This is a genomic window from Intrasporangium zincisolvens (genome assembly GCF_034724055.1).
In the GTDB taxonomy this organism is placed as follows: Bacteria; Actinomycetota; Actinomycetes; order Actinomycetales; family Dermatophilaceae; genus Monashia; species Monashia zincisolvens.
The window spans coordinates 54,673-77,328 of record NZ_JAWIIL010000004.1; the positions used below are offsets into that span (position 1 = coordinate 54,673).

Annotated in this window: 21 protein-coding genes; 3 read left to right on the forward strand and 18 right to left on the reverse strand. The window is 72.3% G+C overall.

Features of this window, described 5'->3' with window-relative positions; genetic code table 11:
* Positions 1-4: 4 nt before the first annotated feature.
* From yajC to pdxT, 6 genes are all read right to left on the reverse strand, one after another.
* A complete protein-coding gene (gene yajC, locus RY076_RS12495; protein WP_323098473.1) occupies positions 5-337 on the reverse strand; it encodes a preprotein translocase subunit YajC in 333 nt (110 codons plus the stop codon).
* A 264-nt stretch (positions 338-601) separates the two neighbouring features.
* Positions 602-1,726 carry a Holliday junction branch migration DNA helicase RuvB gene (gene ruvB, locus RY076_RS12500; RefSeq protein WP_323099216.1) on the reverse strand — a complete coding sequence of 375 codons (1,125 nt, stop codon included), beginning with the start codon at positions 1,724-1,726 and terminating at the stop codon, positions 602-604.
* A gap of 53 nt (positions 1,727-1,779) precedes the next feature.
* Positions 1,780-2,382: a Holliday junction branch migration protein RuvA gene (ruvA, locus tag RY076_RS12505; RefSeq protein WP_323098475.1), complete on the reverse strand. Its 603-nt coding sequence runs from the start codon at positions 2,380-2,382 to the stop codon at positions 1,780-1,782.
* Complete coding sequence (ruvC, locus tag RY076_RS12510) at positions 2,379-2,996, reverse strand: crossover junction endodeoxyribonuclease RuvC (RefSeq protein ID WP_323098479.1); 618 nt, start codon at positions 2,994-2,996, stop codon at positions 2,379-2,381. Before ruvC ends, ruvA begins: the two co-directional genes overlap by 4 nt.
* Positions 2,997-3,144: 148 nt before the next feature.
* Positions 3,145-3,903 carry a YebC/PmpR family DNA-binding transcriptional regulator gene (locus RY076_RS12515; RefSeq protein WP_323098480.1) on the reverse strand — a complete coding sequence of 253 codons (759 nt, stop codon included), beginning with the start codon at positions 3,901-3,903 and terminating at the stop codon, positions 3,145-3,147.
* 21 nt (positions 3,904-3,924) lie between these two features.
* Positions 3,925-4,530 (reverse strand): pyridoxal 5'-phosphate synthase glutaminase subunit PdxT, encoded by a 606-nt coding sequence (pdxT, locus tag RY076_RS12520; RefSeq protein WP_323098482.1) that lies wholly within the window; start codon positions 4,528-4,530, stop codon positions 3,925-3,927.
* Positions 4,531-4,660: 130 nt separating this feature from the next.
* Between pdxT and kynU the strand changes: the two genes are divergently transcribed.
* Positions 4,661-5,911, forward strand: coding sequence for a kynureninase (gene kynU / locus RY076_RS12525; protein WP_323098485.1), 1,251 nt, complete (start codon positions 4,661-4,663; stop codon positions 5,909-5,911).
* A gap of 88 nt (positions 5,912-5,999) precedes the next feature.
* Here the strand turns inward: kynU and RY076_RS12530 are convergent, their stop codons facing one another.
* The 9 genes from RY076_RS12530 to RY076_RS12570 form a co-directional block, all read right to left on the reverse strand.
* Positions 6,000-6,902, reverse strand: a complete 903-nt coding sequence (locus tag RY076_RS12530; RefSeq protein WP_323098488.1) for a hypothetical protein — start codon at positions 6,900-6,902, stop codon at positions 6,000-6,002.
* Between the two features lie 199 nt (positions 6,903-7,101).
* The gene (locus RY076_RS12535; protein WP_323098490.1) at positions 7,102-8,121 is read right to left on the reverse strand and encodes a DUF4037 domain-containing protein; all 1,020 of its coding nucleotides are present in this window, start codon (positions 8,119-8,121) and stop codon (positions 7,102-7,104) included.
* An 82-nt stretch (positions 8,122-8,203) separates the two neighbouring features.
* Positions 8,204-8,755 (reverse strand): hypothetical protein, encoded by a 552-nt coding sequence (locus tag RY076_RS12540; RefSeq protein WP_323098493.1) that lies wholly within the window; start codon positions 8,753-8,755, stop codon positions 8,204-8,206.
* Entirely contained in the window at positions 8,752-9,687 is a 936-nt protein-coding gene (pdxS, locus tag RY076_RS12545; protein ID WP_323098495.1) for a pyridoxal 5'-phosphate synthase lyase subunit PdxS, read from the reverse strand. Before pdxS ends, RY076_RS12540 begins: the two co-directional genes overlap by 4 nt.
* Before the next feature lie 112 nt (positions 9,688-9,799).
* The gene (locus RY076_RS12550; protein WP_323098496.1) at positions 9,800-10,348 is read right to left on the reverse strand and encodes a hypothetical protein; all 549 of its coding nucleotides are present in this window, start codon (positions 10,346-10,348) and stop codon (positions 9,800-9,802) included.
* Positions 10,345-11,520, reverse strand: coding sequence for a glycosyltransferase family 4 protein (locus RY076_RS12555; protein WP_323098498.1), 1,176 nt, complete (start codon positions 11,518-11,520; stop codon positions 10,345-10,347). The genes RY076_RS12550 and RY076_RS12555 overlap by 4 nt, the downstream gene beginning before the upstream one ends.
* Positions 11,517-12,521, reverse strand: a complete 1,005-nt coding sequence (locus tag RY076_RS12560) for a phosphatidylinositol mannoside acyltransferase (protein WP_323098499.1) — start codon at positions 12,519-12,521, stop codon at positions 11,517-11,519. The genes RY076_RS12555 and RY076_RS12560 overlap by 4 nt, the downstream gene beginning before the upstream one ends.
* Positions 12,518-13,141, reverse strand: coding sequence for a phosphatidylinositol phosphate synthase (pgsA, locus tag RY076_RS12565; RefSeq protein ID WP_323098501.1), 624 nt, complete (start codon positions 13,139-13,141; stop codon positions 12,518-12,520). Before pgsA ends, RY076_RS12560 begins: the two co-directional genes overlap by 4 nt.
* A gap of 26 nt (positions 13,142-13,167) precedes the next feature.
* Entirely contained in the window at positions 13,168-13,749 is a 582-nt protein-coding gene (locus RY076_RS12570) for an HIT family protein (protein WP_323098502.1), read from the reverse strand.
* 508 nt (positions 13,750-14,257) lie between these two features.
* Between RY076_RS12570 and RY076_RS12575 the strand changes: the two genes are divergently transcribed.
* Positions 14,258-15,241 carry a prolipoprotein diacylglyceryl transferase gene (locus RY076_RS12575; protein ID WP_323098503.1) on the forward strand — a complete coding sequence of 328 codons (984 nt, stop codon included), beginning with the start codon at positions 14,258-14,260 and terminating at the stop codon, positions 15,239-15,241.
* Here RY076_RS12575 and RY076_RS12580 read toward each other — a convergent pair.
* Positions 15,228-18,518 carry a GH92 family glycosyl hydrolase gene (locus RY076_RS12580; protein WP_323098504.1) on the reverse strand — a complete coding sequence of 1,097 codons (3,291 nt, stop codon included), beginning with the start codon at positions 18,516-18,518 and terminating at the stop codon, positions 15,228-15,230. The genes RY076_RS12575 and RY076_RS12580 overlap by 14 nt on opposite strands.
* A gap of 149 nt (positions 18,519-18,667) precedes the next feature.
* Entirely contained in the window at positions 18,668-20,653 is a 1,986-nt protein-coding gene (thrS, locus tag RY076_RS12585) for a threonine--tRNA ligase (RefSeq protein WP_323098505.1), read from the reverse strand.
* Between the two features lie 256 nt (positions 20,654-20,909).
* Here thrS and RY076_RS12590 point away from each other — a divergent pair, with 256 nt between their 5' ends.
* Positions 20,910-21,737, forward strand: coding sequence for a GNAT family N-acetyltransferase family protein (locus RY076_RS12590; protein ID WP_323098508.1), 828 nt, complete (start codon positions 20,910-20,912; stop codon positions 21,735-21,737).
* A gap of 60 nt (positions 21,738-21,797) precedes the next feature.
* Here the strand turns inward: RY076_RS12590 and RY076_RS12595 are convergent, their stop codons facing one another.
* Positions 21,798-22,655, reverse strand: coding sequence for a MaoC/PaaZ C-terminal domain-containing protein (locus RY076_RS12595; RefSeq protein ID WP_323098509.1), 858 nt, complete (start codon positions 22,653-22,655; stop codon positions 21,798-21,800).
* Position 22,656 lies beyond the last annotated feature (1 nt).

Here is a 22,656-nt window from a genome sequence, read left to right on the forward strand (position 1 = left end):
CGCCTCACTGACCCGTCGGGGTGCTGCCGGGGGCGTCGTCGCCCGGCAACGAGTCCTGTCCGGTCGTACCGGTGGCCGCGTCCTGCTTCATGGCTACGGCGCGACGGTCGACGCGGATGGTGACGCCCTCGGCGATCTCGAGCCACGCCGTCGAGTCGTCGAGCCGGCGCACGGTGCCGAAGATGCCCGAGGAGGTGACGACCTCGTCGCCGACCGACAGGGCGGAGCTGAACTGCCGCATCTGCTTCATCCGCTTGTTCTGGGTCCAGAACAGCCAGCCGATGAGCAGCAGCGGCAGGAGGAAGATCAGCAACGAGAAGGACCCGTTGGAGTTCATGTCAGCTCAATCCTTCGTGTCTACGTCCGATGTCGGCGCCGGGCACAGCGAGCCCACTCGTGTGGTGTCGGCTGTGGCGTCAACGACCGGAGGCACCCGATGGTGCCGCGGCAGCGGCGATGGTGCCCGCAGGAGTCTACGTGCGCGCCCGCAGTTTGTCAGAACGGTCACACCGGCCACACGCAGGCCCCCGGTCACGTTTTGGCACCGGTTGCCGCAGGCGTCGGCGCGGGCGTGGGCACAGGTGTCGGCGCAGCGGTCGGCTCAGCCCTCGAAGCGTCCGCCGCCGGCGTCGTCGAGCGGCAGCGTCGCCGTCCAGATGCCGTGCGCCTCGGCGGGCGGCGTCAGCCCGAGGTGGTCCCAGGCGAGACGCGACGCGGCGCGGCCACGAGGCGTGCGCACCATGAACCCCTCGCGCACGAGGAACGGCTCGGCGACGGTCTCGACGGTGTCGGGCTCCTCCCCCACGGCCACCGCCAGCGTCGACAGTCCCACCGGACCGCCGGCGAAGCGTCGGCACAGCGCCTCGAGGACGGCTCGGTCGAGGCGGTCGAGGCCGCGCTCGTCGACGTCGAACAGCTCGAGGGCGCGCCGGGCCGCCGCGTGGGTGACCCGGTCCTCGCCGTGCACCTGGGCCCAGTCGCGGACGCGCCGCAGCAGCCGGTTGGCGATGCGTGGCGTGCCGCGGGAGCGCAGCGAGATCTCGCGGATGCCGTCCTCGTCGGCCTCGAGCCCGAGCAGCCGAGCCGACCGGTGCAGGATCGTCACGAGGTCGGCCGCGGCGTAGAAGTCGAGGTGGCCGGTGAAGCCGAACCGGTCGCGCAGCGGCGCGGGCAGCAGCCCGGCGCGAGTGGTGGCGCCGACGACGGTGAAGGGCGGCAGCTCGAGCGGGATCGCGGTGGCGCCGGGGCCCTTGCCGATGATGACGTCGACGCGGAAGTCCTCCATCGCCAGGTACAGCATCTCCTCGGCCGACCGGGACATCCGGTGGATCTCGTCGAGGAAGAGCACCTCCCCCTCGGCGAGCGAGGACAGCACCGAGGCGAGGTCGCCGGCGTGCTGGATGGCCGGACCGGAGGTGATGCGGATCGGCTGCTCGAGCTCGCTCGCGACGATCATCGCCAGGGTCGTCTTGCCGAGGCCCGGCGGACCGGACAGCAGCACGTGGTCGGGCGGCGTGCCGCGCCGGCGAGCGGCCGTGAGGACGAGCCCGAGCTGCTCGCGGACGCGGTCCTGCCCGGGGAAGTCGTCGAGGCGTCGCGGCCGCAGCGCGGCCTCCACCTGGCGCTCGTCGCCGGGACCGTCCTCGTGGACGCGGGCGTCGACGATGCGCGAGGTGGCATCGAACGAGCCGTCCTCCCAGACCTCGAGGTCGGGCAGGTCGGGCAGGCCGGGCAGGTCGGGCAGGTCGGGGGCGGCGCCCGCCTCGGGCCGAGTGCCGCTCACCGGCCGAGCTCCTGGAGGGCCGCGCGCAGCAGAGCCGACACCCCGGCGCCCTCGGCGGCCTTCGGGGCCACCTTGTCGAGGGCGTCCTCGGCCTGGCGCACGGTCCACCCGAGCCCGACGAGGGCCTCGCGGACCTGCTCGCGCCACGCCTCGCCGGTGTCGAGCGGGACCGGCTCGGCGGCGGCGCCGGAGCCGGGCAGGGCCCCGATCTTGTCCTTGAGCTCGAGGACGAGCCGTTCGGCGCCCTTGCGGCCGATGCCGGGCACCTTGGTCAGGGCGGTGAGGTCGCCGGTGCCGAGGGCGACGCGGACGGCGTCGGGCGAGTGGACGGCGAGGAGGGCGAGCGCGAGGCGCGGGCCGACGCCGGAGACGGTCTGGACGGTCTCGAAGACGAGCTTCTCGTCGTCGGTGGCGAACCCGTAGAGCGTCAGGGAGTCCTCGCGGACGACGAGCGTCGTGGCGAGCTCGGCCTCCTGCCCGTGTCGGACGGAGGCCGCCGTGGCGGGGGTCGTGTGCACGAGCATCCCGACGCCGCCGACGCGGACGACGAGGGAGTCGAGGCCGACCTTGAGGACGGTGCCGGACAGGGACGCGATCATCGGGGGCGGGCTCCTGGGAGGGTGCGGGCGTACGGGGTGGCGGCCGACGGCCGCTGGGCGGTGCGGGTGGTGGGGGCCGGACGCGTCCGGCGCGGGGTGCGCGCGAGCAGCTCGTCGCGGGCCTGCTCGAGGCGGTTCTGGGTGCCGCCGCGCCACACGTGGCAGATGGCGAGGGCGAGGGCGTCTGCGGCGTCGGCGGGCTTGGGCGGGGTGTCGAGGCCGAGGAGCCGGGTGACCATCGTCGTGACCTGCGCCTTGTCGGCCCGGCCGTTGCCGCTGACCGCAGCCTTGACCTCGGTGGGCGTGTGGAGCGCGACCGGCAGACCCCGCCGCTCGGCGAGCATCATGACGATGCCGGTGACCTGCGCGGTGCCCATGACGGTCGAGACGTTGGCGTCGGCGAAGACCCGCTCGATGGCGACGGCCTCGGGCCGGTGCCGCTCGAACCACAGGCGCATCTCGTCCTCGACGGCGACGAGACGGCGCGGCGTCGGGTCGCCCGCCGGCGTGCGGATGACCCCCACCTCGACGAGCGAGAGCCGCCGGCCGGGCAGGCCGTCGACGACGCCGACGCCGCAGCGGGTCAGGCCGGGGTCGACCGCGAGGACGCGCACGCCGGACCTCCTCGTGGGTGGACGTGGACGGGACCGGGACCGGCCTCGAACCGAACAGGTGTTCGGGAACACGCTAACTGCCCTCCCCCGCAACGGGCAGGAGGCACGCCGGTCTCCGGCGTGCCTCCTCACCCGCGGTCGGGCGTGCTCACTCCTCGTCGTCGAGCTGGGCCAGCACGTCGTCGGGGATGTCACCGTTGGCGAACACGTTCTGCACGTCGTCGCTGTCCTCGAGGGCCTCGATGACGCGGATCATCTTCTTCGCGCCGTCGAGGTCCAGCGGCACCTGGAGGTTCGGGACGAACGACGCCTCGGCCGACTCGTAGTCGATGCCGGCGTCCTGGAGCGCCGCGCGGACCGCGACGAAGTCGGTGGCCTCGGAGATGATCTCCCACGTGTCGCCGTTGTCGTTGACCTCCTCGGCGCCCGCCTCGAGCACCACCTCGAGGATGTCGTCCTCGGAGCCGGCCTCCTTGAGGACCGTCACGACGCCCTTGCGGTTGAAGACGTAGGACACCGAGCCCGGGTCGGCCAGCTGGCCGCCGTTGCGCGTCAGCGCGATGCGCACCTCCGCGGCGGCGCGGTTGCGGTTGTCGGTGAGGCACTCGATGAGGACGGCGACACCGTTGGGCGCGTAGCCCTCGTACATGATCGTCTGCCAGTCGGCCGCGCCTGCCTCGGCGCCCGACGCGCGCTTGACGGCACGGTCGATGTTGTCGTTGGGCACCGAGGTCTTCTTCGCCTTCTGGATGGCGTCGTAGAGCGTCGGGTTGCCCGCGGGGTCAGCGCCGCCCTGACGGGCCGCGACCTCGATGTTCTTGATGAGCTTGGCGAAGAGCTTGCCGCGCTTGGCGTCCTTGGCAGCCTTCTGGTGCTTCGTGGTGGCCCATTTGGAGTGGCCGCTCATGCAGTTCCCTCGCGTTCCGGTCTACTGGCTGTGCTGCGTGACGATGCTGACGAACTCGGCGTGGATGCGGCGGTCGCCCCCGACCTCGGGGTGGAAGGACGTCGCCATCAGGTTCCCCTGCCGAACCGCGACGATCCTACCGGCGGCGGGCCCGTCGCTCACACGGGCGAGCACCTCGACGGCGTCTCCGGCCTCCTCGACCCACGGCGCGCGGATGAAGACGGCGTGCACGGTGCCCTCGAGCCCGGCGAACTCGATGTCCTGCTCGAAGGAGTCGACCTGCCGGCCGAAGGCGTTGCGGCGCACGGTGACGTCGAGGCCACCGAGCGTCTGCTGGTCGGAGCGGCCGTCGGCGATGCGGTCGGCGAGCATGATCATGCCGGCGCAGGACCCGTACACGGGCAGGCCCTCGGCGATGCGCCGCCGAAGGGGCTCCTGCAGGTCGAACGCGCGGACGAGCTTGTCCATCGTCGTGGACTCGCCGCCGGGGATGACGAGCCCGTCGAGCTGCTCGACCTCCGTCGGGCGCCGGACGAGCGTGACGTCGGCGCCGAGGTCGGAGAGGGCGGTGGCGTGCTCGCGCACATCGCCCTGGACGGCGAGGACGCCGATGCGGGGTGCTGCCATGGAGGCGAGGGTATGACGCGCCCGCCACCTCGCGGACACCGGGCCCCGCCCGCGGGGTGTCCCGCACCCGAGACACTCCGTGGGCCCGAGGCCCTGACGTCGAGGCCTGCGCCCGGGATACGTTGCGGCCATGACCGTCAGCGCCCTCGACACCCTGCTGTCCGCCGCCGAGGTTGCGGACGCCGACTCGCCCCTGGCCGGTACGCGCGACCTCTTCGAGCTGCCCGAGGACGTCATCTACCTCGACGGCAACTCGCTCGGCGCCCTGCCGCGTGCCGTGGGCCCGGTCCTCGACGACGTCGTGCGCCACCAGTGGGGCCAGCGGCTCATCCGGTCGTGGAACGAGGCCGACTGGTGGGGCGCGCAGACCCGCGTCGGTGACGCAGTGGGCCGGATCGTCGGGGCCGCGCCGGGCCAGGTCGTCGTCACCGACTCGACGTCGGTCAACCTGTTCAAGGCGGTCGTCGGTGCGGCCCGCCTGCGCCCGGGGCGCACGGTCGTGCTCACCGACCCCGACTCCTTCCCGACCGACCTCTACATGACCGAGGCCGCCGCGCGCCTCGCCGGTCTCGAGGTCCGGCGCGTCAGCCCGCGTGACGCAGTGGCGGCCGTCCGCGAGGCGGGCGACGCGCTCGCCCTCGTGTCGTACTCGAGCGTCGACTACCGCACCGGCGAGCTGTGGGACCTGCGGCCGGTGACCGACGCGGCGCACGAGGTCGGCGCGCTCGCCTGCTGGGACCTGTGCCACTCCGCCGGCGTCGTCGAGGTCGACCTCGACGCGAACGGCGTCGACCTCGCCGTCGGCTGCGGCTACAAGTACCTCAACGGCGGTCCGGGCGCCCCGGCGTTCATCTACGTCGCCGCCCGCCACCAGGACGGCTTCGACCAGCCGCTCGCCGGGTGGAACGGGCACGCCCGACCCTTCGACATGAGCCCGGACTACGAGCCGCACGCCGGCATCACGCGGGCCCGCACCGGCACACCGCCGCTGCTGTCGGTGCTCGCCCTCGAGGCCGCCCTCACCGCCTACGACGGCCTGTCCCCCGCCGACGTGCGCGCGGCGTCGCTGTCGGTGACGGACACGTTCCTCGACGCGCTCGGGGCGCTCGGCGTCGACCTGCCCCTCGCGACGCCGCGCGAGCCGGCCCGACGCGGCTCGCAGGTGTCGCTGCGCCACCCGCAGGCCTTCGCCGTGGTCCAGGCCCTCATCGCCCGGGGCGTCATCGGCGACTTCCGCGAGCCCGACATCGTGCGCCTCGGCTTCGCCCCGCTCTACGTGACGCACGTCGATGCGGTCCGCGCGGCCGAGCACGTCCGCGACGTGCTCGAGGGACGCGAGTTCGAGCGTCCCGAGTTCGCCGAGCGCGGCGCCGTCACCTGAGCGCCGGTGTGCCGGCACCGCGACCGTGCGGTGAGGTGACGGTGGGCGAGCCCACCGTCACCTCAGGTCCGGACGCTGGTCCGGCCCTCTACTTGCAGTACACCTCCACGCGGTACGTGATGTCGTCGCCGTCGTTCCATGGAGCGACGGAGACCGACACCGAGTACTTGCCCGAGCCGTTCTTGTACGTCTCGCCACGCGAACCGACCACGTGGTCGATGGTGCAGCCGGACTGGTTCGACACGGTCACCGTGTGAGTGCCCTCCTCGACCGCCTCCACGTGTGCCTCGTCGTACGCGAGGACCGCGGGGTTGTACTCGGAGTACTTGACGTTGGTCGCACCGTTGGTGTCGACCCACCCGGCAGCCATGCCGAGCAGCGGCGTGGCCGAGCCGGACTTCCAGAAGCGGGTGTCGAGCTCGACGATCGCGTTGGCCTTCACCTTGAAGTTGTCCGTCTTGCTGTCCCCCGGCACGAAGCAGTTCTTGTTGCCGGACGCCTTGCAGTTGAGGTCCGCGGTCCGGGTGACCCACACCTTGTAGACCCCGCCCTTGTTCGGCGTGTCGGCGAACGGGAACAGCTGCACCGTGGTCCCGAGGTCCTCCTGGTCGGTGCTCGTCTGGTGGGCCCCCGTGGTGCACGGCGGACCTGCGAAGACGGTCGCGATCCGACCGGTGGCGTCGACGGTGAACTGCCGGCAGCTCACGTCGTCCTGTGAGAGCAGGACCTTGCCGTTCGGGTTGGTCACCTGGAACGAGTACGTGCCCGCCGGAAGCCCTGCGGCTCCGACGGGGGCGTTGATGCCGGGCCCACCGTTGAGGTAGACGTCCTGCTTGTTCTGGTAGTGGTTGAGGTTCACCGGTGCCCCCGTGACGTCGGTGGTGAAGATCGCCCCGGAAAGATTCCCTCCCGGTGCCCCCGAGGCTGATGCGGCCACCCCTAAGAGTGCCGCGGCGGCGACAGCCACGGCGGTGGTCAGCTTGCGCAACATTTGGCCTCCTCGACGATTCCCCTGACCAGTCGAATGTAGGCACTGGCAACGCCGCCAGTCCGCCAAAGAGCGGGACTGCCGGTTTTGAATCGTTCTGTGCCCCAAGGCGATCCGCGTCGCTTGTCGGATGTGACCCGTCTCGTTCCGCATTGGGGCCAGCTTGCCGGAGCCGGCGACATCAACCGCACACAGCCCGCGGTCACGACGGCGGGCGACGCCGTGATGGGTCCACGAGCACGTCGACGTTGGTGCTCCACTGCTCGACCGAACCGACGCCACGAGGCAGGGCGCGCACGGCAGGGTCGGTGACCGCGTCCTCGAGCGAGACCACCACGGCCTCGCGCACGCCGCGGTAGGGGCGGTCCCAGAACGGCTCGACCGGGTCGTCCACGGCCGGCAGCCCGGCCTGCTCCTGCTCGCGCCCCAGCAGACGCAGCGCCTCGACGATTGCGTGCTCTCGCTCGCGCCACCCGCCGGCCCCGAGCGCGCGCCCCAGGGGCGCGACGACGCCGCCCGTGCGCGGCAGGTGCGCCGCACTCGTGCCCAGCCACTTGGCGTACGGCGGCCAGCGGCGTTCGACGAGGTGGGCCAGGTGCAGGGCGACGTGAGTGAGGCGCACGGCCACGACGCGCGAGCCGACGTCGTCGCCCCGCTCCCCCGTGCGTCCGACGAACGGCAGCTCCTGCGCCAGCCGGGCCCAGTCGGTTGCGACGACGTACCGCCAGACGTCGTCCGGATACCAGGCGAGGGTCCGGCGGATCGCCGCGAGCTCGCCGACGTCGTCGACGAAGACCTCGCCGGCGGTCACCTCGAGGACGGCCTGTCCGGTGAGGGCGAGCCAGTCGCCGACGCCCAGCGGCTCGGTCGGGTCGACGCCGAGGCGCGAGAGCGCGAGGTCGCGCGCCGTCTGCACCTGCACGCGATGGCGAACCGTCGGGTCCCAGGTCGTGGCGAACCGCGTGGGCAGGCCACCGACGGCGTCAGGCAGCGCGGCCGCGAGGTACGCGTCGACGCCCTCGACGAGCTCGTGCGGCACGAGGAGGTTGAGCCGCAGGCCCCAGTCGTGGTCGCGCGACATCCCGTCGTCGAGCCCGAGCACGTCAGAGCCGCTGCCGAGCCGGCCTGCCGCACAGCGCAGCCCGGGCCACTCCCTCCGCACGATCGGCTCGACGACGTCGGTCCAGTAGGCACGTGAGAGCTCGGTCCCGGTGGCTGGCACGCCCCGATCCTGTCAGGCAGGGCGGGAGGACGCAGGTCGCCGCCGCGCCCAGGAGGGCACGGCGGCGACCTGGTCGGTCACGTCAGGAATGGCGCCCGGGGTCGACGTCGATGACGTCGTCCAGGTGGTCGGCCGAGAACAGCGACGTGCCGCGGACGCTCGCAGGCAGGCCGAGCGCGTCGACCGCCGAGACGAACAGCGTCGAGATCGGTAGGGACGACCCGTCGGGCGCGGGCTGGCGCACCTCGCCGAGCGCCGCCCCACGATCGGGCAGCCCGGCCCGACGCGCGAAGTCGTTCGCGCTCGACCGCCAACCGCGCACCCAGAGCCGGCCCATGAGGCCGCGCGGGGGCAGCCATCCCTCGCTGAACATCCGCGGTTCGGAGTCGCCCTCCGCGCTGGCCGCGAGGCCCGCGATCTGGGCGTTCTCGAACACCGCGACGACCGGGGAGCCGAGCCGTGCGCTCGTCCGGTCGGGCGTCTCGTCGGGCCAGCGGTCGGTGACGAGGTCGGGGTCGATCCCGGCGACGCTCCACCCGTCGAGCGTCCCGACGCGAGCCGGCACCGGCAGTGCCGAGGCCAGCTCCGAGGTCGACGCCCGGGTGAGCAGCGCGTAGGTCGGCCCCACCGTCACCAGCCGCGCTCGGAGAGGCGGTGCGGCTGGGCGATCTCGTCGACGTTGATGCCGACCATGGCCTCGCCGAGGCCGCGCGAGACCTTGGCGATCACGTCGGGGTCGTCGTGGAAGGTCGTGGCCTTGACGATGGCCTCGGCGCGCTGGGCCGGGTTGCCCGACTTGAAGATGCCCGAGCCGACGAAGACACCCTCGGCGCCGAGCTGCATCATCATCGCGGCGTCGGCCGGGGTGGCGATGCCGCCCGCAGTGAAGAGCACGACGGGCAGCTTGCCGGTCTCGGCGATCTCCTTGACGAGCTCGTACGGGGCCTGCAGCTCCTTGGCCGCGACGTAGAGCTCGTCCTCCGGCAGGCCCTGCAGGCGGCGGATCTCCTGGCGGATCTGGCGCATGTGCGTCGTCGCGTTGGAGACGTCGCCGGTGCCGGCCTCGCCCTTGGATCGGATCATCGCCGCGCCCTCGGTGATGCGGCGCAGGGCCTCGCCGAGGTTGGTCGCACCGCAGACGAAGGGCACCGTGAACTGCCACTTGTCGATGTGGTTGGCGTAGTCGGCCGGCGTGAGGACCTCCGACTCGTCGATGTAGTCGACACCGAGGCTCTGCAGCACCTGCGCCTCGACGAAGTGGCCGATGCGCGCCTTGGCCATGACGGGGATCGAGACGGCCTCGATGATGCCGTCGATCATGTCGGGGTCGCTCATGCGCGAGACGCCGCCCTGGGCGCGGATGTCGGCAGGGACCCGCTCGAGCGCCATGACGGCGACGGCGCCGGCGTCCTCGGCGATCTTGGCCTGCTCAGCCGTGACGACGTCCATGATGACGCCGCCCTTGAGCATCTCGGCCATGCCGCGCTTGACGCGGGTGGTCCCGGTGCTCGTGCCGGCGTGCCGGTCGGCCGCGGCCGCGCCGCCGGGCGTCTGGGTCGTGCTCACGATGTCCTGCCTTCGCTGTGTCGGGGGTGGCCCGTGGGAGGTCACGAGCCCCTCGACTCCAAGGGTAGGGCCCGCGGCGCGGTGCTCCTGACCGGGTCCGGGCGCGGCCGTCTCATTCGGTGACGAGCGCGGAGACCTCGTCGTCGAACTCGATGGTGTGGGGCATCGGGGTGTACCCGGCCAGGTGGAAGACGCGGACCGTCCACGTGCGGCGCACGCGCCGGACGTCGGTGACGGCGTCGTTGTGGAAGCGCCGAGCCAGCTGGACGCGCGTGCACGCCGACGTGACGCGTCCGATGACGTCACGACCGACGGGGTCCTCGCGCAGGTCGGCGACGAGCTCGGCCGGCAGCGCGACGTCGAGGGCCTCGGTGAGGTCGCTCTCGGCCTGCTCGCGCTCCTCCCCGTGCTCCGACGGGGCCTCGAGCGAGTCGGCGGCCGCGTTGGCCACGATGAGCGCCGTGGCGCCGTCGAGCAGCCCGCTGTTGGCCAGCTCGACGGCGGCCTCGGCCCGACGCACGAGGCGGGCATCGAGGGCGGCGAGGGTGCCGCTGAGGCGCACGTGCAGCCGGTCGAGCCGCGCGGCCGTGTACGACAGGTACCAGGCGATGACGACGAGGACGAACAGGACGGCGAAGACCCACGTCAGCAGCTCACTCACCGGGTCCTCCCACCGGGCAGGAAGCGGCTCCACCGGGCCGGCGGTTCGAAGCTGGCGGCCGCCCGTCCCTCGATGACGGTCTCGTAGACGGCCAGGATGCGGTCGGCCACGACGGACCAGTCGAAGATGCGGGCCCGCCGGGCTCCGGCCTCGGCGAGGCCGCGACGCCGCGCCGGGTCGCGGATCAGCTCGACGAGCACGCGCGCGAGGTCGGCCGGGTCCTCGTTGGTGAACATGGCCCCGGCCTCACCGCCGTCGAGCACCCGGGAGAAGGCGCCGAGGTCGCTGGCGAGGACGCAGGCGCCGGCCGACATCGCCTCGATGAGGATGATGCCGAAGCTCTCGCCGCCGGTGTTGGGGGCGACGTAGACGTCGACGGACGCGAGCAGCGAGGCCTTGTCCTCGTCGGAGACGGCGCCGAGGAGCTCGCACGCGGCGGCGACCTCGGGCGGCCAGCCCTCCGTGACCTCCTCGGGGTCTCCCGGCCCGGCGACGAGGACGCGCAGCCCGGGCACGGCACGCAGCACCTCGGGCAGCGCCGCTGCGAGGACCGGCAGACCCTTGCGCGGCTCGCCCATCCGGCCGAGGAAGGCGATCGTCGGCGCGGCCGGCGTGCCGATCCAGGCGCTGCGGCGCGGGGCCGCGGCGAACCGGTCGACGTAGACGCCGTTGGGGATGACGACCGCGTCGCCGCCGACGTGCGTCGTGACGGTGCGGCGAGCGTCCTCGCTCACGGCGATGCGCCCGGCGATCTTCTCCAGGCTCGGACGCACGATCGGGTACGCGGTCTGCATCGTGCGGGACCGCACCATCGAGGTGTGGAAGGTCGCGACGATGGGGCCCTCGGCGGCCATGAGCGCGAGCACGCTGATGCTCGGGGTGACGGGCTCGTGCAGGTGCAGCACGTCGAACTCGCCCTGCTCGAGCCAGCGCCCGACCTTGGCCGCCGTGACGGGGCCGAAGTTGAGGCGCGCGACGGAGCCGTTGTAGCGCACCGCCGTGGCCCGGCCCGCCGACGTGACGTAGTCGGGCAGCGCGGTCTCGCTGTCGGCGGGCGCGAGCACCGACACCTCGTGGCCGAGGCCGATGAGGTGCTCGGCGAGGTCGCGGACGTGGAACTGGACGCCGCCCGGCAGGTCGAAGGAGTACGGGCAGACGATGCCGACCTTCACGGCGTCGCCCCGGCGTCGGTGCTGGGGGTGGGAGCGGTGGCGGAGGCCGAGGGCGCCGGCGTGCGGGCCGGGTCGAGGTCGTCGACGAAGACGCGCTGGAGCATGTGCCAGCTCGACGTGTGCTCGCGGATCGTGACGGCGAGGTGGTCGGCGCACTGCTGGATGAGGTCGGCGGCCCGGACGGCGGTCGTGCCGGTGACGCGTGGCTCGAACCGCGGGCTGAACTCGATGACGGTGCGGTACCCGCCGAGGCCCTGGCCCTCGGGCGCCGGCTCGTACCAGATGCGGGCGGCGTAGAGCGGTGCGCCGGTCATGAGCGAGAGCACGGCGGGGCCCTTGGCCATCCGGGCTCGGTGTCCGAGCAGGTCGACCTCGACGCCGCCGTTCGTGAGGTCGCGGTCGGCGGCGAGGGCGATGATGCGGCCGCCGCCGCGGGCCGCGGCGAGCAGTCCCTGGAACGGGTCGTCCCCGCCCGTCAGCGGAATGATGTCCATGTCGATGCTGCGCCGGAAGGCGACGAACTCCTGGTACACCTCCTCCGGCTTCAGGCGCTCGGCGACGGTCGTCACGGGCATGAGGTTGCCGGCCGACCACGCGGCGGCGAGGTCGAAGTTGCCGAGGTGCCCGACGAAGACCACGGCTGCCTCACCGCGGGCGGAGCGCTCGGCGACCTCCTGCTGACCGCGGGCCTCGACGGCACCGTCCACCTGCTCCCGACGCAGCGACGGCAGCCGGAAAGCCTCGCAGTAGTAGCGCATGTAGGACCGCATGCCGGCGCGCACGAGGTCGTCGAGCTCGGCCTCGGACAGCTCGGGACGCACCCTGCGGTAGTTGGCGCGCAGCCGCTCGATGCCCGACCCGCCGCGGCGCACCGCTAGGTCGGCCACCCGGTCGAAGAGGCCGTAGGCGGCGCGCTCGGGCAGGGCGCGGACCGCGGACCACCCGAGCCGGAAGCCGAGGACGCTCAGCGTGTCCGTGGCCCGGCCGACGACCCCGCTCAACTGCGGGCCTCCCCCGCCTCGAGCGCCTGGCGCCGGACCGTCAGCATCCGCTGCAGGACGGTGACGAAGCTCGCGACCGCGAGCAGGCCGAGGACCACACCGAGCAGGAGCGTCGAGTCGAAGAGGTCGGCGAAGAACGCGGCGACGAGGACGGCGACGAGCCGGTCGGCGCGCTCGGCGATACCGACGTCGGCCGTGTAGCCGAGGCCCTCGGCCCGGGCCTTGGCGTAGGACACGACGCTGCCGAGGATGAGGCAGGCCAGGGCCAGTCCGGCCATGAGCTGGTTGTTGCCGCGGCCGGCGTAGTAGAGCACGAGCCCGCCGAAGATCGCGGCGTCGCCGATCCGGTCGAGGGTCGAGTCGAGGTAGGCGCCCCACTTGCTCGAGCGTCCGGACTCGCGCGCCATGATGCCGTCGACGTTGTCGGAGAAGACGAAGGCGGTGATGACGAGGACGCCGACCCAGATCTGTCCGCGCGGGAAGAAGGCGAGGGCTCCGACACAGACGCCGACGGTGCCGACGATCGTGACGACGTCCGGGCTGATGCCGAGCCGGAGGAAGAGGTGGGCGATCGGACCGAGGACCTTGGTCAGCGACGCGCGCAGGAGTCTGTTGAGCATGGTGGTGACAGCGTAACGACCGGGGCTCAGCGCTCGGGCCATGCGGCGACGAGCCGCGAGCGCGTCTCCTCGAGCAGGACCGGCAGCGCCTTGGTCTGGGCGACGATGGGCAGGAAGTTGGAGTCGCCGCTCCAGCGCGGCACGACGTGCTGGTGCAGGTGGGCGGCCACCCCCGCGCCGGCGACGGCGCCCTGGTTCATCCCGAGGTTGAACCCGTGCGGGGCCGACGACGCCTCGAGGGCGCGGACCGCCTGCTTGGTCAGGGCCGTGAACTCGGCGGTCTCCTCGTCGGTGAGGTCGACGTAGAGCGAGACGTGCCGGTACGGGCAGACGAGCAGGTGGCCCGGGTTGTACGGGAAGAGGTTCATGACGACGTAGCAGTGCTCGCCGCGGTGCACGACGAGGCCCTCGGCGTCGTCCTTGCCAGGGGCCGCGCAGAACGGGCAGCCGTTGCCGGCCTCGTCCGTGGGCTTGTCGCTGAGGATGTAGGCCATCCGGTGCGGGGTCCACAGGCGCTCGAAGCCGTCCTCGACGCGGGCGAAGCCAGCTGCCGGCTCGGGTGGCTCGGGCGCCTCAGGCGCCTCAGGCGCGCTCCCCTGCTCCGTCATGGTTGTCGATCCTAGGGCGCGGGCGTCCGGAGACGTGAGCGGCCCTGCGGTCTCACACACCGCAGGGCCGAATCCATTGAACCGTGTCGCCCGTGGCAGGGGAAATCCGACACGCCCCGGCGGCGCGACTCCAGGGAGGCTGCGCGGCCGGGCACGGCCTCGGACGCAGATCAGCCCCGCGGGTGTGAGATCCGCGGGGCCGAGGTCCTGAGGGCGCGCCGGAGCGCTGCCGGAGGCGTCCTGAGAGAGGTGAAGGCCCGGGAAGTATGAGTTCCCGGGCCTTCTGTTCTGTCCCACCGGAGTGGGTCAGAAACCGTTCCGCCGAAGCGGATCGGTAAGAACAGTTGTAACCCCGGGATCGGGTGCGGCGCAAGGGATCCGCGAAAGAATCCCGGGCTGTTTCCGGCGTGACGGCGTGTCGGTCGGGACACGCCGTCCCAGGCGTCCGAAGGAGTCGCCGAGCGGGCCGGCGCTTGCCCCGTGGCCGGCGCGAACCTAGGGTCCGGCTGTGCCCACCCCGGACGACGCCTACCCCTACCTCAGCGACCTGGTGAAGGCGCTGACCGGCGCCGACCTGCCGCTGCCGGTACCCATGTTCGGCCTCCTCGTGCTCCTCGCGGTCGGGGCGGCCACCGTCGTGCTGCGGATCGAGCTGCGACGCCGGTGGAGCGCCGGCGAGCTGGCCGGAGACCCGGGCGTCGACCCGACCCCGCCGGACGGCGACACCTCGTCTGGGCGCGTCGGGGTCCGCCGCACCTCCCGCGCCGTGACGTCCCTCGAGGGGCTCGACGAGTTCACGACGACCTTCGCCGCCGCCATGCTCCTGTCGGGCATCGCCGGGGCCAAGCTCTTCTCGGTGGCCGAGGACCCCGGCGCCGTGTTCGCCGACCCGGTCGGGCAGGTCTTCAGCAGCAACGGGTTCAACATCATCGGCGGCCTCGTGGTCGCCACCGCGGTGGGCGTCATCCTCCTGCGCCGCAAGGGCATCCGCGTCGCGCCGTTTCTCGACGCGGCCGCGCCGGCCCTGATGCTCGGCTACGCGGTCGGGCGGATCGGCTGCCAGGTCTCGGGCGACGGGGATTGGGGCGTGGCGGCGGGCCTCGCGGGCAAGCCGGGGTGGCTGCCGACGTGGCTCTGGGCCCAGCAGTACCAGGGCAACATCCTCGGCGTGCAGATCCCGGCCCCCGGCGTCCACCCGACCCCGATCTGGGAGACGGCGATGGCGCTCGTCCTCTTCGGCGTCCTGTGGGCGCTGCGCCGCCACCCGTACCGGGCCGGCTGGCTGTTCAGCCTCTGGATCGTGCTCGCAGCGGCCGAGCGGCTCGCCATCGAGCCGTTCCGCGTCAACGAGCTGCACGGCCCGCTGCACCTGAGCCAGGCGCAGTACCTGTCGGCGGTGTTCCTCGTCGTCGGGCTGGCCGGTGTCGTGCGGTTCCGAGCCCGGCGCACGACGGCGCCGGACCCGGAACGCGTCGACCTCAGCCGAGCGTGACGGCGTAGACCTCGAAGCGGTCGTCGCCCGGGAGGATGATCGACTGGAGCTGCTTGGCAGGGTCAGCGGCCACGGTGGTGCCGAACAGCTGGACCGGCGGCCCGTCGACTCCTGAGCCACCCTTGATGCGGTGGTCCATGGCGATGGCGACCTGGTTGCCGTTGTGGCCGCTGCCGGCGGCCCAGTCGGTCAGCGAGATCGGCACCGACTGGACGCTGCCGTCGGTGTAGGTGAGGCGCAGGGCCGTCGAGACGTCGCCGTTGTGGGTCGAGCCGATGACGTGGATCGCGGTCCGGCTCGCCGCGGGCACGAGGATCGTCTGCCCCCGGCCCTCGACGAAGTTCGGCGTCGTGCCCGAGGTGACGGGCGCGGCGTACGTCACGCCGTTCCAGTCCCACGTGGTCCCGGTGGGCAGCAGCGCCGCGTCGTAGCTCCACCCGCTGTTGTCGAAGTTGCCCTCGCTGGGCGAGGACACCGTCGCGGTGCCGTCGTGGTTGCGGGCCGGGGCGAGGTCGACCGCGCAGCCGGTCGCTCCGGGCACGCACGCCAGGGCCTGCTGCAGCTGCACCGTGACGACCTTCGTCACCGGGTCGACGCCCGGGGCCGAGGCGGTGACCTGCACCTCGTGGGACCCGACGCCGAGCCCGGCGGGCAGGGTCAGGGTCACGGGCACCGACGCGCTGGACGGCACGCCGTTGCTGTGCAGCACCTCGGCGCCGTCACCGCTGCCGCCGACCGCGGCCGACCAGCCCTGCGGGGCCGCGACGTCGACCTGCACCGGCAGGCTCTTCGGCGCCTGGCCGACGAGGTCGACCGAGAGGCGGGCCTCACGCGCGCCGGTGGGCACGACGACCGGGTTCGGACGCGCCGTCATCGACAGCGACAGGCGCGGATCGCGGCCGGCCTGCACGGCCGAGGGCGGGACGTCGGCGGGCGTCGTGCCCCAGCGACTCGGCGTCGTGCCCACGGTGTGGGCGATGGTGCCGCCGCCGCGCAGCGCGTCCCAGCCGACCCAGCTCTTGGTGCTCTTCGCCCCGTTGACCGTCAGCGTCTGCACGTAGCGGTTGTCGTCGGAGACTCCGGGCGCCGTGACGGTCAGGCGGCCGCCCTGTCCGGTGCGGACCGACGCTGGGGACGCGACGTCGATGTCGACGCGCTCGAACTGCGGCGAGCTGACGACGAAGAAGTTCGCCCCGCTCATCGTCGGGTAGAGCCCCCACGAGGAGAAGACGTACCAGGCGCTCATCGTGCCGAGGTCGTCGTTGCCGGTCATGCCGTCGGCGCCGTCGGTGAAGAGGGTGAACGCGGCGCGGGCCACGGTCGCGATCTTCGCCGGCTGCTGGACCCACGCGTAGACGTAGGGGGCGAGCAGGTCGGGCTCGTTGTTGGGGTTGTAGGTCGGCTTGCTGTAGTACGCGTACGTCGCCTCGATCCAGTCGGTCCGCGCGGTGCCGGCCGGGTCGGTGAGCAGCTTGTCGTAGGCGAAGAAGTCGTCGAGACGCTTCGCGGTGGACGCGCGACCGCCCATGAGGTCGACGAGGCCCGACGGGTCCTGCGGTGCCAGCCACTGGTACTGGTAGGAGCCGCCCTCGTGGAAGGCGTGCGAGGCCTCGACCGGGTCGTACGGGTCGAGCCACGTGCCGTCGCTCATCCGCGGACGGAAGGCCTGGGTGCCGGCGTCCCAGAGGTTTCGGTACCAGCCGCTGCGCTCGGTGAGCATCGACGCGTCGGCCGTGTGGCCGAGCCCCTTGGCCATGATCGCGAGCGACGCGTCGGCCGCCGCGTACTCCATCGTGGCGGATGCCGGGTGCGCGCAGTCGTTGTCGCCCCCGTGCGACACGCAGTCGGTGCCCACCTTCAGGCCGAAGGGGATGTAGCCGAGCTTCTCGTACCAGTGCTGGCCCGACCGTCCGTTGTACTGGCTGTCGGCCGGTGGCTGCTCGGTCGCGTTCTGCTTGAGCAGCGCGTAGGCCTCGTCCTCGTGCCCGGCGAGGAAGCCCTTGCTCCAGCCCTCCACGAGGAACGGCGTCACGGGGTCGCCGGTCATGATGTTGGTCTCGCTGTTGACGAGGGCCCAGCGCGGCAGCCAGCCGCCCTCGCGACCGATGGCGAGCACCGACAGGTAGGAGTCGCGGGCGACGTCGGGGGCGAGCACCTCGAGCAGCTGGTTCTGCGGGCGGTAGGTGTCCCACAGCGAGAAGTTCTGCCGCGGGGTGTAGCCCTGCGCCACGTGGTTCTTGCCGTCCCAACCGTGGTACGTGCCGTCGACGTCGGACGCGAGGTTGGGGTGCATGAGCGAGTGGTAGAGCGCGGTGTAGTAGGCCGTGCGCCGCCCGGTCGAACCACCGGTGATCCGGGCGTGCCCGAGCTGCTCCTCCCAGCGCTGCGTCAGGGCCGCGCGCGTCGCGTCGAAGTCGAAACCGTCGCCGGTCTCCTTCGCGAGGTTGGCGCGGGCGCCGTCCGCCCCGGTGTAGCTGAGGCCGACCTTCATCGTCACCGACGTCGTGCCGTCGGGGAACGTGACGGCGGCGCCGTTGCCGCCGCCCGTCGTCGACGCGTCTCGGCGACCGCTGGTGAGCGTCGACCCGCTCCACGTGCCGAACGAGCTGAAGGGGCGGTCGAACTCGGCGCGGAAGTACACCGTGTGCTCGTCCTTGCCGGCGCAGAAGTTGCCGTCGTGGATGCGCCCCTCGACGACGCGGTCGCCGACGACGTGCACCTCCGAGTCGAAGACCTTCATGTTGGCCTTGCCGGTGTTGAGCAGGACGTTGGCGGCCTTGCCGGCCGGGAAGGTGAACCGCTGCCAGCCGGTGCGGTCCGTCGCGGTCAGCTCGGCCTGGACGCCGTAGGTCGGCAGTCCGACGCGGTAGTAGCCGGGGCTCGCCTCCTCGTCGGAGTGCGAGTACGTGGACGCGTAGCGCGACGCGTCGACAGTCGTGATCGCGCCGCTCGTCGGCATGACGGGCAGCTCGCCGACGACGGGGCACCCGACACCGGACAGGTGCGTCTGGCTGAAGCCGTAGACGGACTTCTGCGAGTAGTCGTAGCCGCCCTCTCCCCCGGTGTCCGGGCTGACCTGGACCATGCCGAACGGCGCGCTGGCGCCCGGGAAGGTGTTCCCGTTGTCCTGCGTGCCGATGAACGGGTTGACCGCCGACACGAGCGAGTCCGCGGCGGTGGCGGCCGCCGCTGTCGGGGGCGCCCCGGAGGGCAGCACCGGCCCGAGGGCGGTGGCGGCGAGGACGACGGTGCCGAGCGATCTGAGCACGATGCGCATGGGGGCGTTCCTTCACGGGGGCGACAGCGGTGTCTCGCCCGAGACTCGTGTCGTCCGCCCCACCGGGCAACCCGTGACCGCCGCCCTGTCCGAAGTCGACACGACATCGGACAGGACAACGGTCCTGCGCTCAGCGCACGCGCGGAGGGTCAGACCTGCGCTCGGCCCTCGATCGCGGCGAGCACCTCGGCGATGGCATCGTCGACCGGCACGCCGTTCTTCTGCGAGCCGTCGCGGTAGCGGAACGACACGGCGCCGGCGGCGCGGTCGTCCTCACCGGCGATGAGCGTGAACGGCACCTTCGACTTGCTCGCGTTGCGGATCTTCTTCGGGAAACGGTCGTCGCTGGCGTCGAGCTCGACGCGGACTCCCTTGCGGCGCATGCGGTCCAGCACCTCGCCGAGGTAGTCGGCGTAGTCCTCGGCGACCGGCACGCCGAGCACCTGGACCGGCGAGAGCCACACCGGGAACGCGCCGGCGTAGTGCTCGACGAGCACCCCGAGGAAGCGCTCGATCGAGCCGAACTTCGCCGAGTGGATCATGACCGGCTGCTGGCGCGAGCCGTCGGCCGCCTGGTACTCGAGGCCGAAGCGCTCGGGCTGGTTGAAGTCGTACTGGATCGTCGACATCTGCCAGGTGCGGCCGATCGCGTCGCGGGCCTGGACCGAGATCTTCGGGCCGTAGAACGCGGCACCACCCGGGTCGGGCACGAGCTCGAGGCCGGAGGCGACGGCGACGTCCTCGAGGACCTTCGTCGCGACGGCCCACTGCTCGTCGCTGCCGATGAACTTGTCCTTCTTGTCGCCGTCCTCGTCGCGCGTCGACAGCTCGAGGTAGAAGTCGTCGAGGCCGAAGTCGCGCAGCAGGCTCAGCACGAAGTCGAGCAGGTGCTGGATCTCGGCCGGGGCCTGCTCCGGGGTGACGTAGCTGTGCGAGTCGTCCTGCGTCATGCCGCGCACGCGCGTCAGGCCGTGCACGACACCCGACTTCTCGTAGCGGTAGACCGACCCGAACTCGAAGAACCGCAGCGGCAGCTCGCGGTAGGAGCGACCGCGCGAGCTGTAGATGAGGTTGTGCATCGGGCAGTTCATGGCCTTGAGCTGGTACTTCGCGCCCTCGAGCTCCATCGGCGGGAACATCGTGTCGGCGTAGTACGGCAGGTGGCCCGAGGTGTGGACGAGGCCGTCCTTGGTGATGTGGGGCGTGCCGACGTAGTCGAAGCCCTCCTCGATGTGCCGGCGGCGGACGTAGTCCTCCATCTCGCGCTTGATGACGCCACCCTTCGGGTGGAACACCGGCAGCCCGGAGCCCAGCTCGTCGGGGAAGCTGAAGAGGTCGAGCTCGGCACCGAGCTTGCGGTGGTCGCGGCGCTCCGCCTCGGCGAGGCGGTCGAGGTAGGCCTTGAGGTCGTCCTTGGTCGGCCACGCAGTGCCGTAGACGCGCTGCAGCTGCGGGTTCTTCTCCGACCCGCGCCAGTAGGCGGCGGCCGAGCGCATCAGCTTGAAGGCGTTGCCGATGACCTTGGTGCTCGGGATGTGCGGACCCCGGCAGAGGTCGCCCCAGGCCCGGGTGCCGTCGCGGCGGATGTTGTCGTAGATCGTCAGCTCGCCCGCCCCGACCTCGACGCCGGCGCCCTCGGCCGCCTCGTCGGCGTTGCCGCCCTTGAGCCCGACGAGCTCGCACTTGTACGGCTCGTGGGCGAGCTCCTCGAGGGCCTCGGCGTCGGTGACGACGCGACGCTCGAACGTCTGGCCCTCGTTGATGATCTTCTGCATGGCCTTCTCGAGGGCCTTGAGGTCATCGGGGTGGAACGGGGTCTCGACGTCGAAGTCGTAGTAGAAGCCGTCGCGGATGGGCGGGCCGATGCCGAGCTTGGCGTCGGCGTGCAGCTGCTGGACCGCCTGCGCGAGCACGTGCGCGGTCGAGTGGCGCAGCACGGCGAGGCCGTCCTCGCTGTCGACGGTGACCGCCTCGACGACGTCGCCGTCGGCGAGCACGTGGAAGAGGTCACGCAGGGTGCCGTTGACGCGGGCCACGACGACGGAGCGCTCACCCCCGAACAGCTCACCCGCCGTCGTCTGCTCCGTGACCGTTCGCTCGCTCCCGGCGACGGTGACGGTGATCTGTGCAGACACGGTGCGTGCTCCTTCTCGTCACGGTCCCGACCGGGACCGGTCGGGACGCTACGTGTTGGTGGGTGGGCGCCGTCGGGTCACGGCGCGACCAAGGGTATCGAGGACCCGCGGGGACCAGCGACACGGTGCTCCACGGATGGTCCACCGAGGGTGAGCGAGGGACCCCGCGACGGCGACCGGCTGACCTACGCTGGTGCGAGTCGCCGACGCCGTCGGCCGGCCCCGGGAGGCGTGCGTGCGCGTCGATGAGCTGAGCGTGTCCGAGACGGTCGCGGTGGCCGAGACCGCCGAGGCGGAGTTCATGTACGCCTTCGAGCGCGGCGCGCCCACCGAGGCCCAGGTGGCCCTCGGGATGGAGCAGGCCCGGGTCGGTGGCGGCGTCGTTCTCGTCATGGCCGGCGACCCGACCGGGGGCTACTGGAACAAGGCGCTCGGCTTCGGCGTCACCGAGCCTTTCACCGAGGACGTCGCCCGCGACGTCGTCGACCGCTACCGCAGCGCCGGCGCGCCTGCGGGGGTGCTGCAGCTGGCACCCGCGGTGCTGCCCGAGGACTGGGAGGACGTCAGCGGACGCCTCGGCATCGTCGCCGGGAACGTGTGGGCGAAGCTGCTGCGCCCGGCCGACGAGCCTGCCGCTCAAGCACACTCGGACCTCGAGGTCGGTCCACTCGATCCTGGCGAGTCCGAGGCGTGGGCACGCCTGTTCGCCCGTGGGTTCGGCATGCCCGAGCACCCCTCGCTGCTCGCGATGTTCGCCGAGGGTGCGCGGTCGGGGCAGCGCTCCGGCTTCCGTTCCTGGGGCGCCCACGACGGAGCGCGCTTGGTGGCAGCCGCGCAGCTGTTCGTGCATGGCGGCCTGGGCGCGTTCTGCGGGGCCGCGACCGACGAGGACGCCCGTGGCCGCGGGGCCCAGTCGGCCTTCATGCACCAGCGCGTCGAGGCAGCGCGCGCGGCCGGGTGCACCTGGCTCAGCTCCGAGACGTGGCAGGAGTCCGACGGCCACCACAACCCGTCGCTGCACAACATGGAACGGGCCGGGTTCGTGCAGGTCTACGACCGCGTCAACTGGGTGTGGCGCCCCTGAGCGAGCACCCGGGGCCCTGCCGATCAGGTGGGTCCACCTGCCGTAGGGCCCCGGGTGCACTCACCAACTGTTGCGTACCACCGCGTGCTCGACGTCGCCCTTGGCCGACTCGAGCACCGAGAGCGTCGACGTGTCGTCGAAGGCCGTGCGCAGGCGCACGGTCGACGGCAGGCGGACGGGTTTGCGGAACCACACGCTGCTCGTGAGGCCCGACAGGGGCAGCTTGGGTCCGAGCGAGGCGAGCACCCTTGCGTACGAGTACATCCCGTGGGCGATGGCGGTCGGGAACCCGAGCGGCTTGGCGGTGAGAGCGTGCACGTGGATCGGGTTCCAGTCGCCGGAGACCGACGCGTAGGCCCTCCCGGTGCCCTCGCCGAGCCGCCAGAGCGGCCCGGTCGTCACGGCGTCGAGCGGTGCCAGCGTCGGCGGTTCGGAGGCCACGGCGTCAGGGTGCTCGGTGCCGCGCGACAGGTAGGTGCTGACGCCGCGCCAGACGAGCTCGCCGGCGACGCTGGCCTCGGACACGAGGTCGACCTGCCGACCCCGGCGGTGCGGGCGCAGGTCGGCCGCGCGGACCGAGACGTCGAGCACCTCGTCGACGCGGACCGGACGGGTCGCGGTGATGGTGTTCTCCACGTGCACGGCGCCGAGCAGCGGCAGGGGGAACCCGTTGCCGCTCATGATGACCATCTGGAGCGGGAACGCGAGCAGGTGCGGGTAGGTCGGCGGGAGCGTGCCGTCGACGGTGAAGCCGCAGACCCGCGAGTACGCGACGAGGTCGGCGACATCGACCCGCACGCCGGCGCGGGACACCTCGACGTCCGGGAGCTCGTGCGACGACGAGCCGCGGCGCAGGGCCGCTGTGGCGTAGATGCGGCGCAGGTCCGGCGGGCCGTCGAGCGTCGTGTGGCGCGTCATC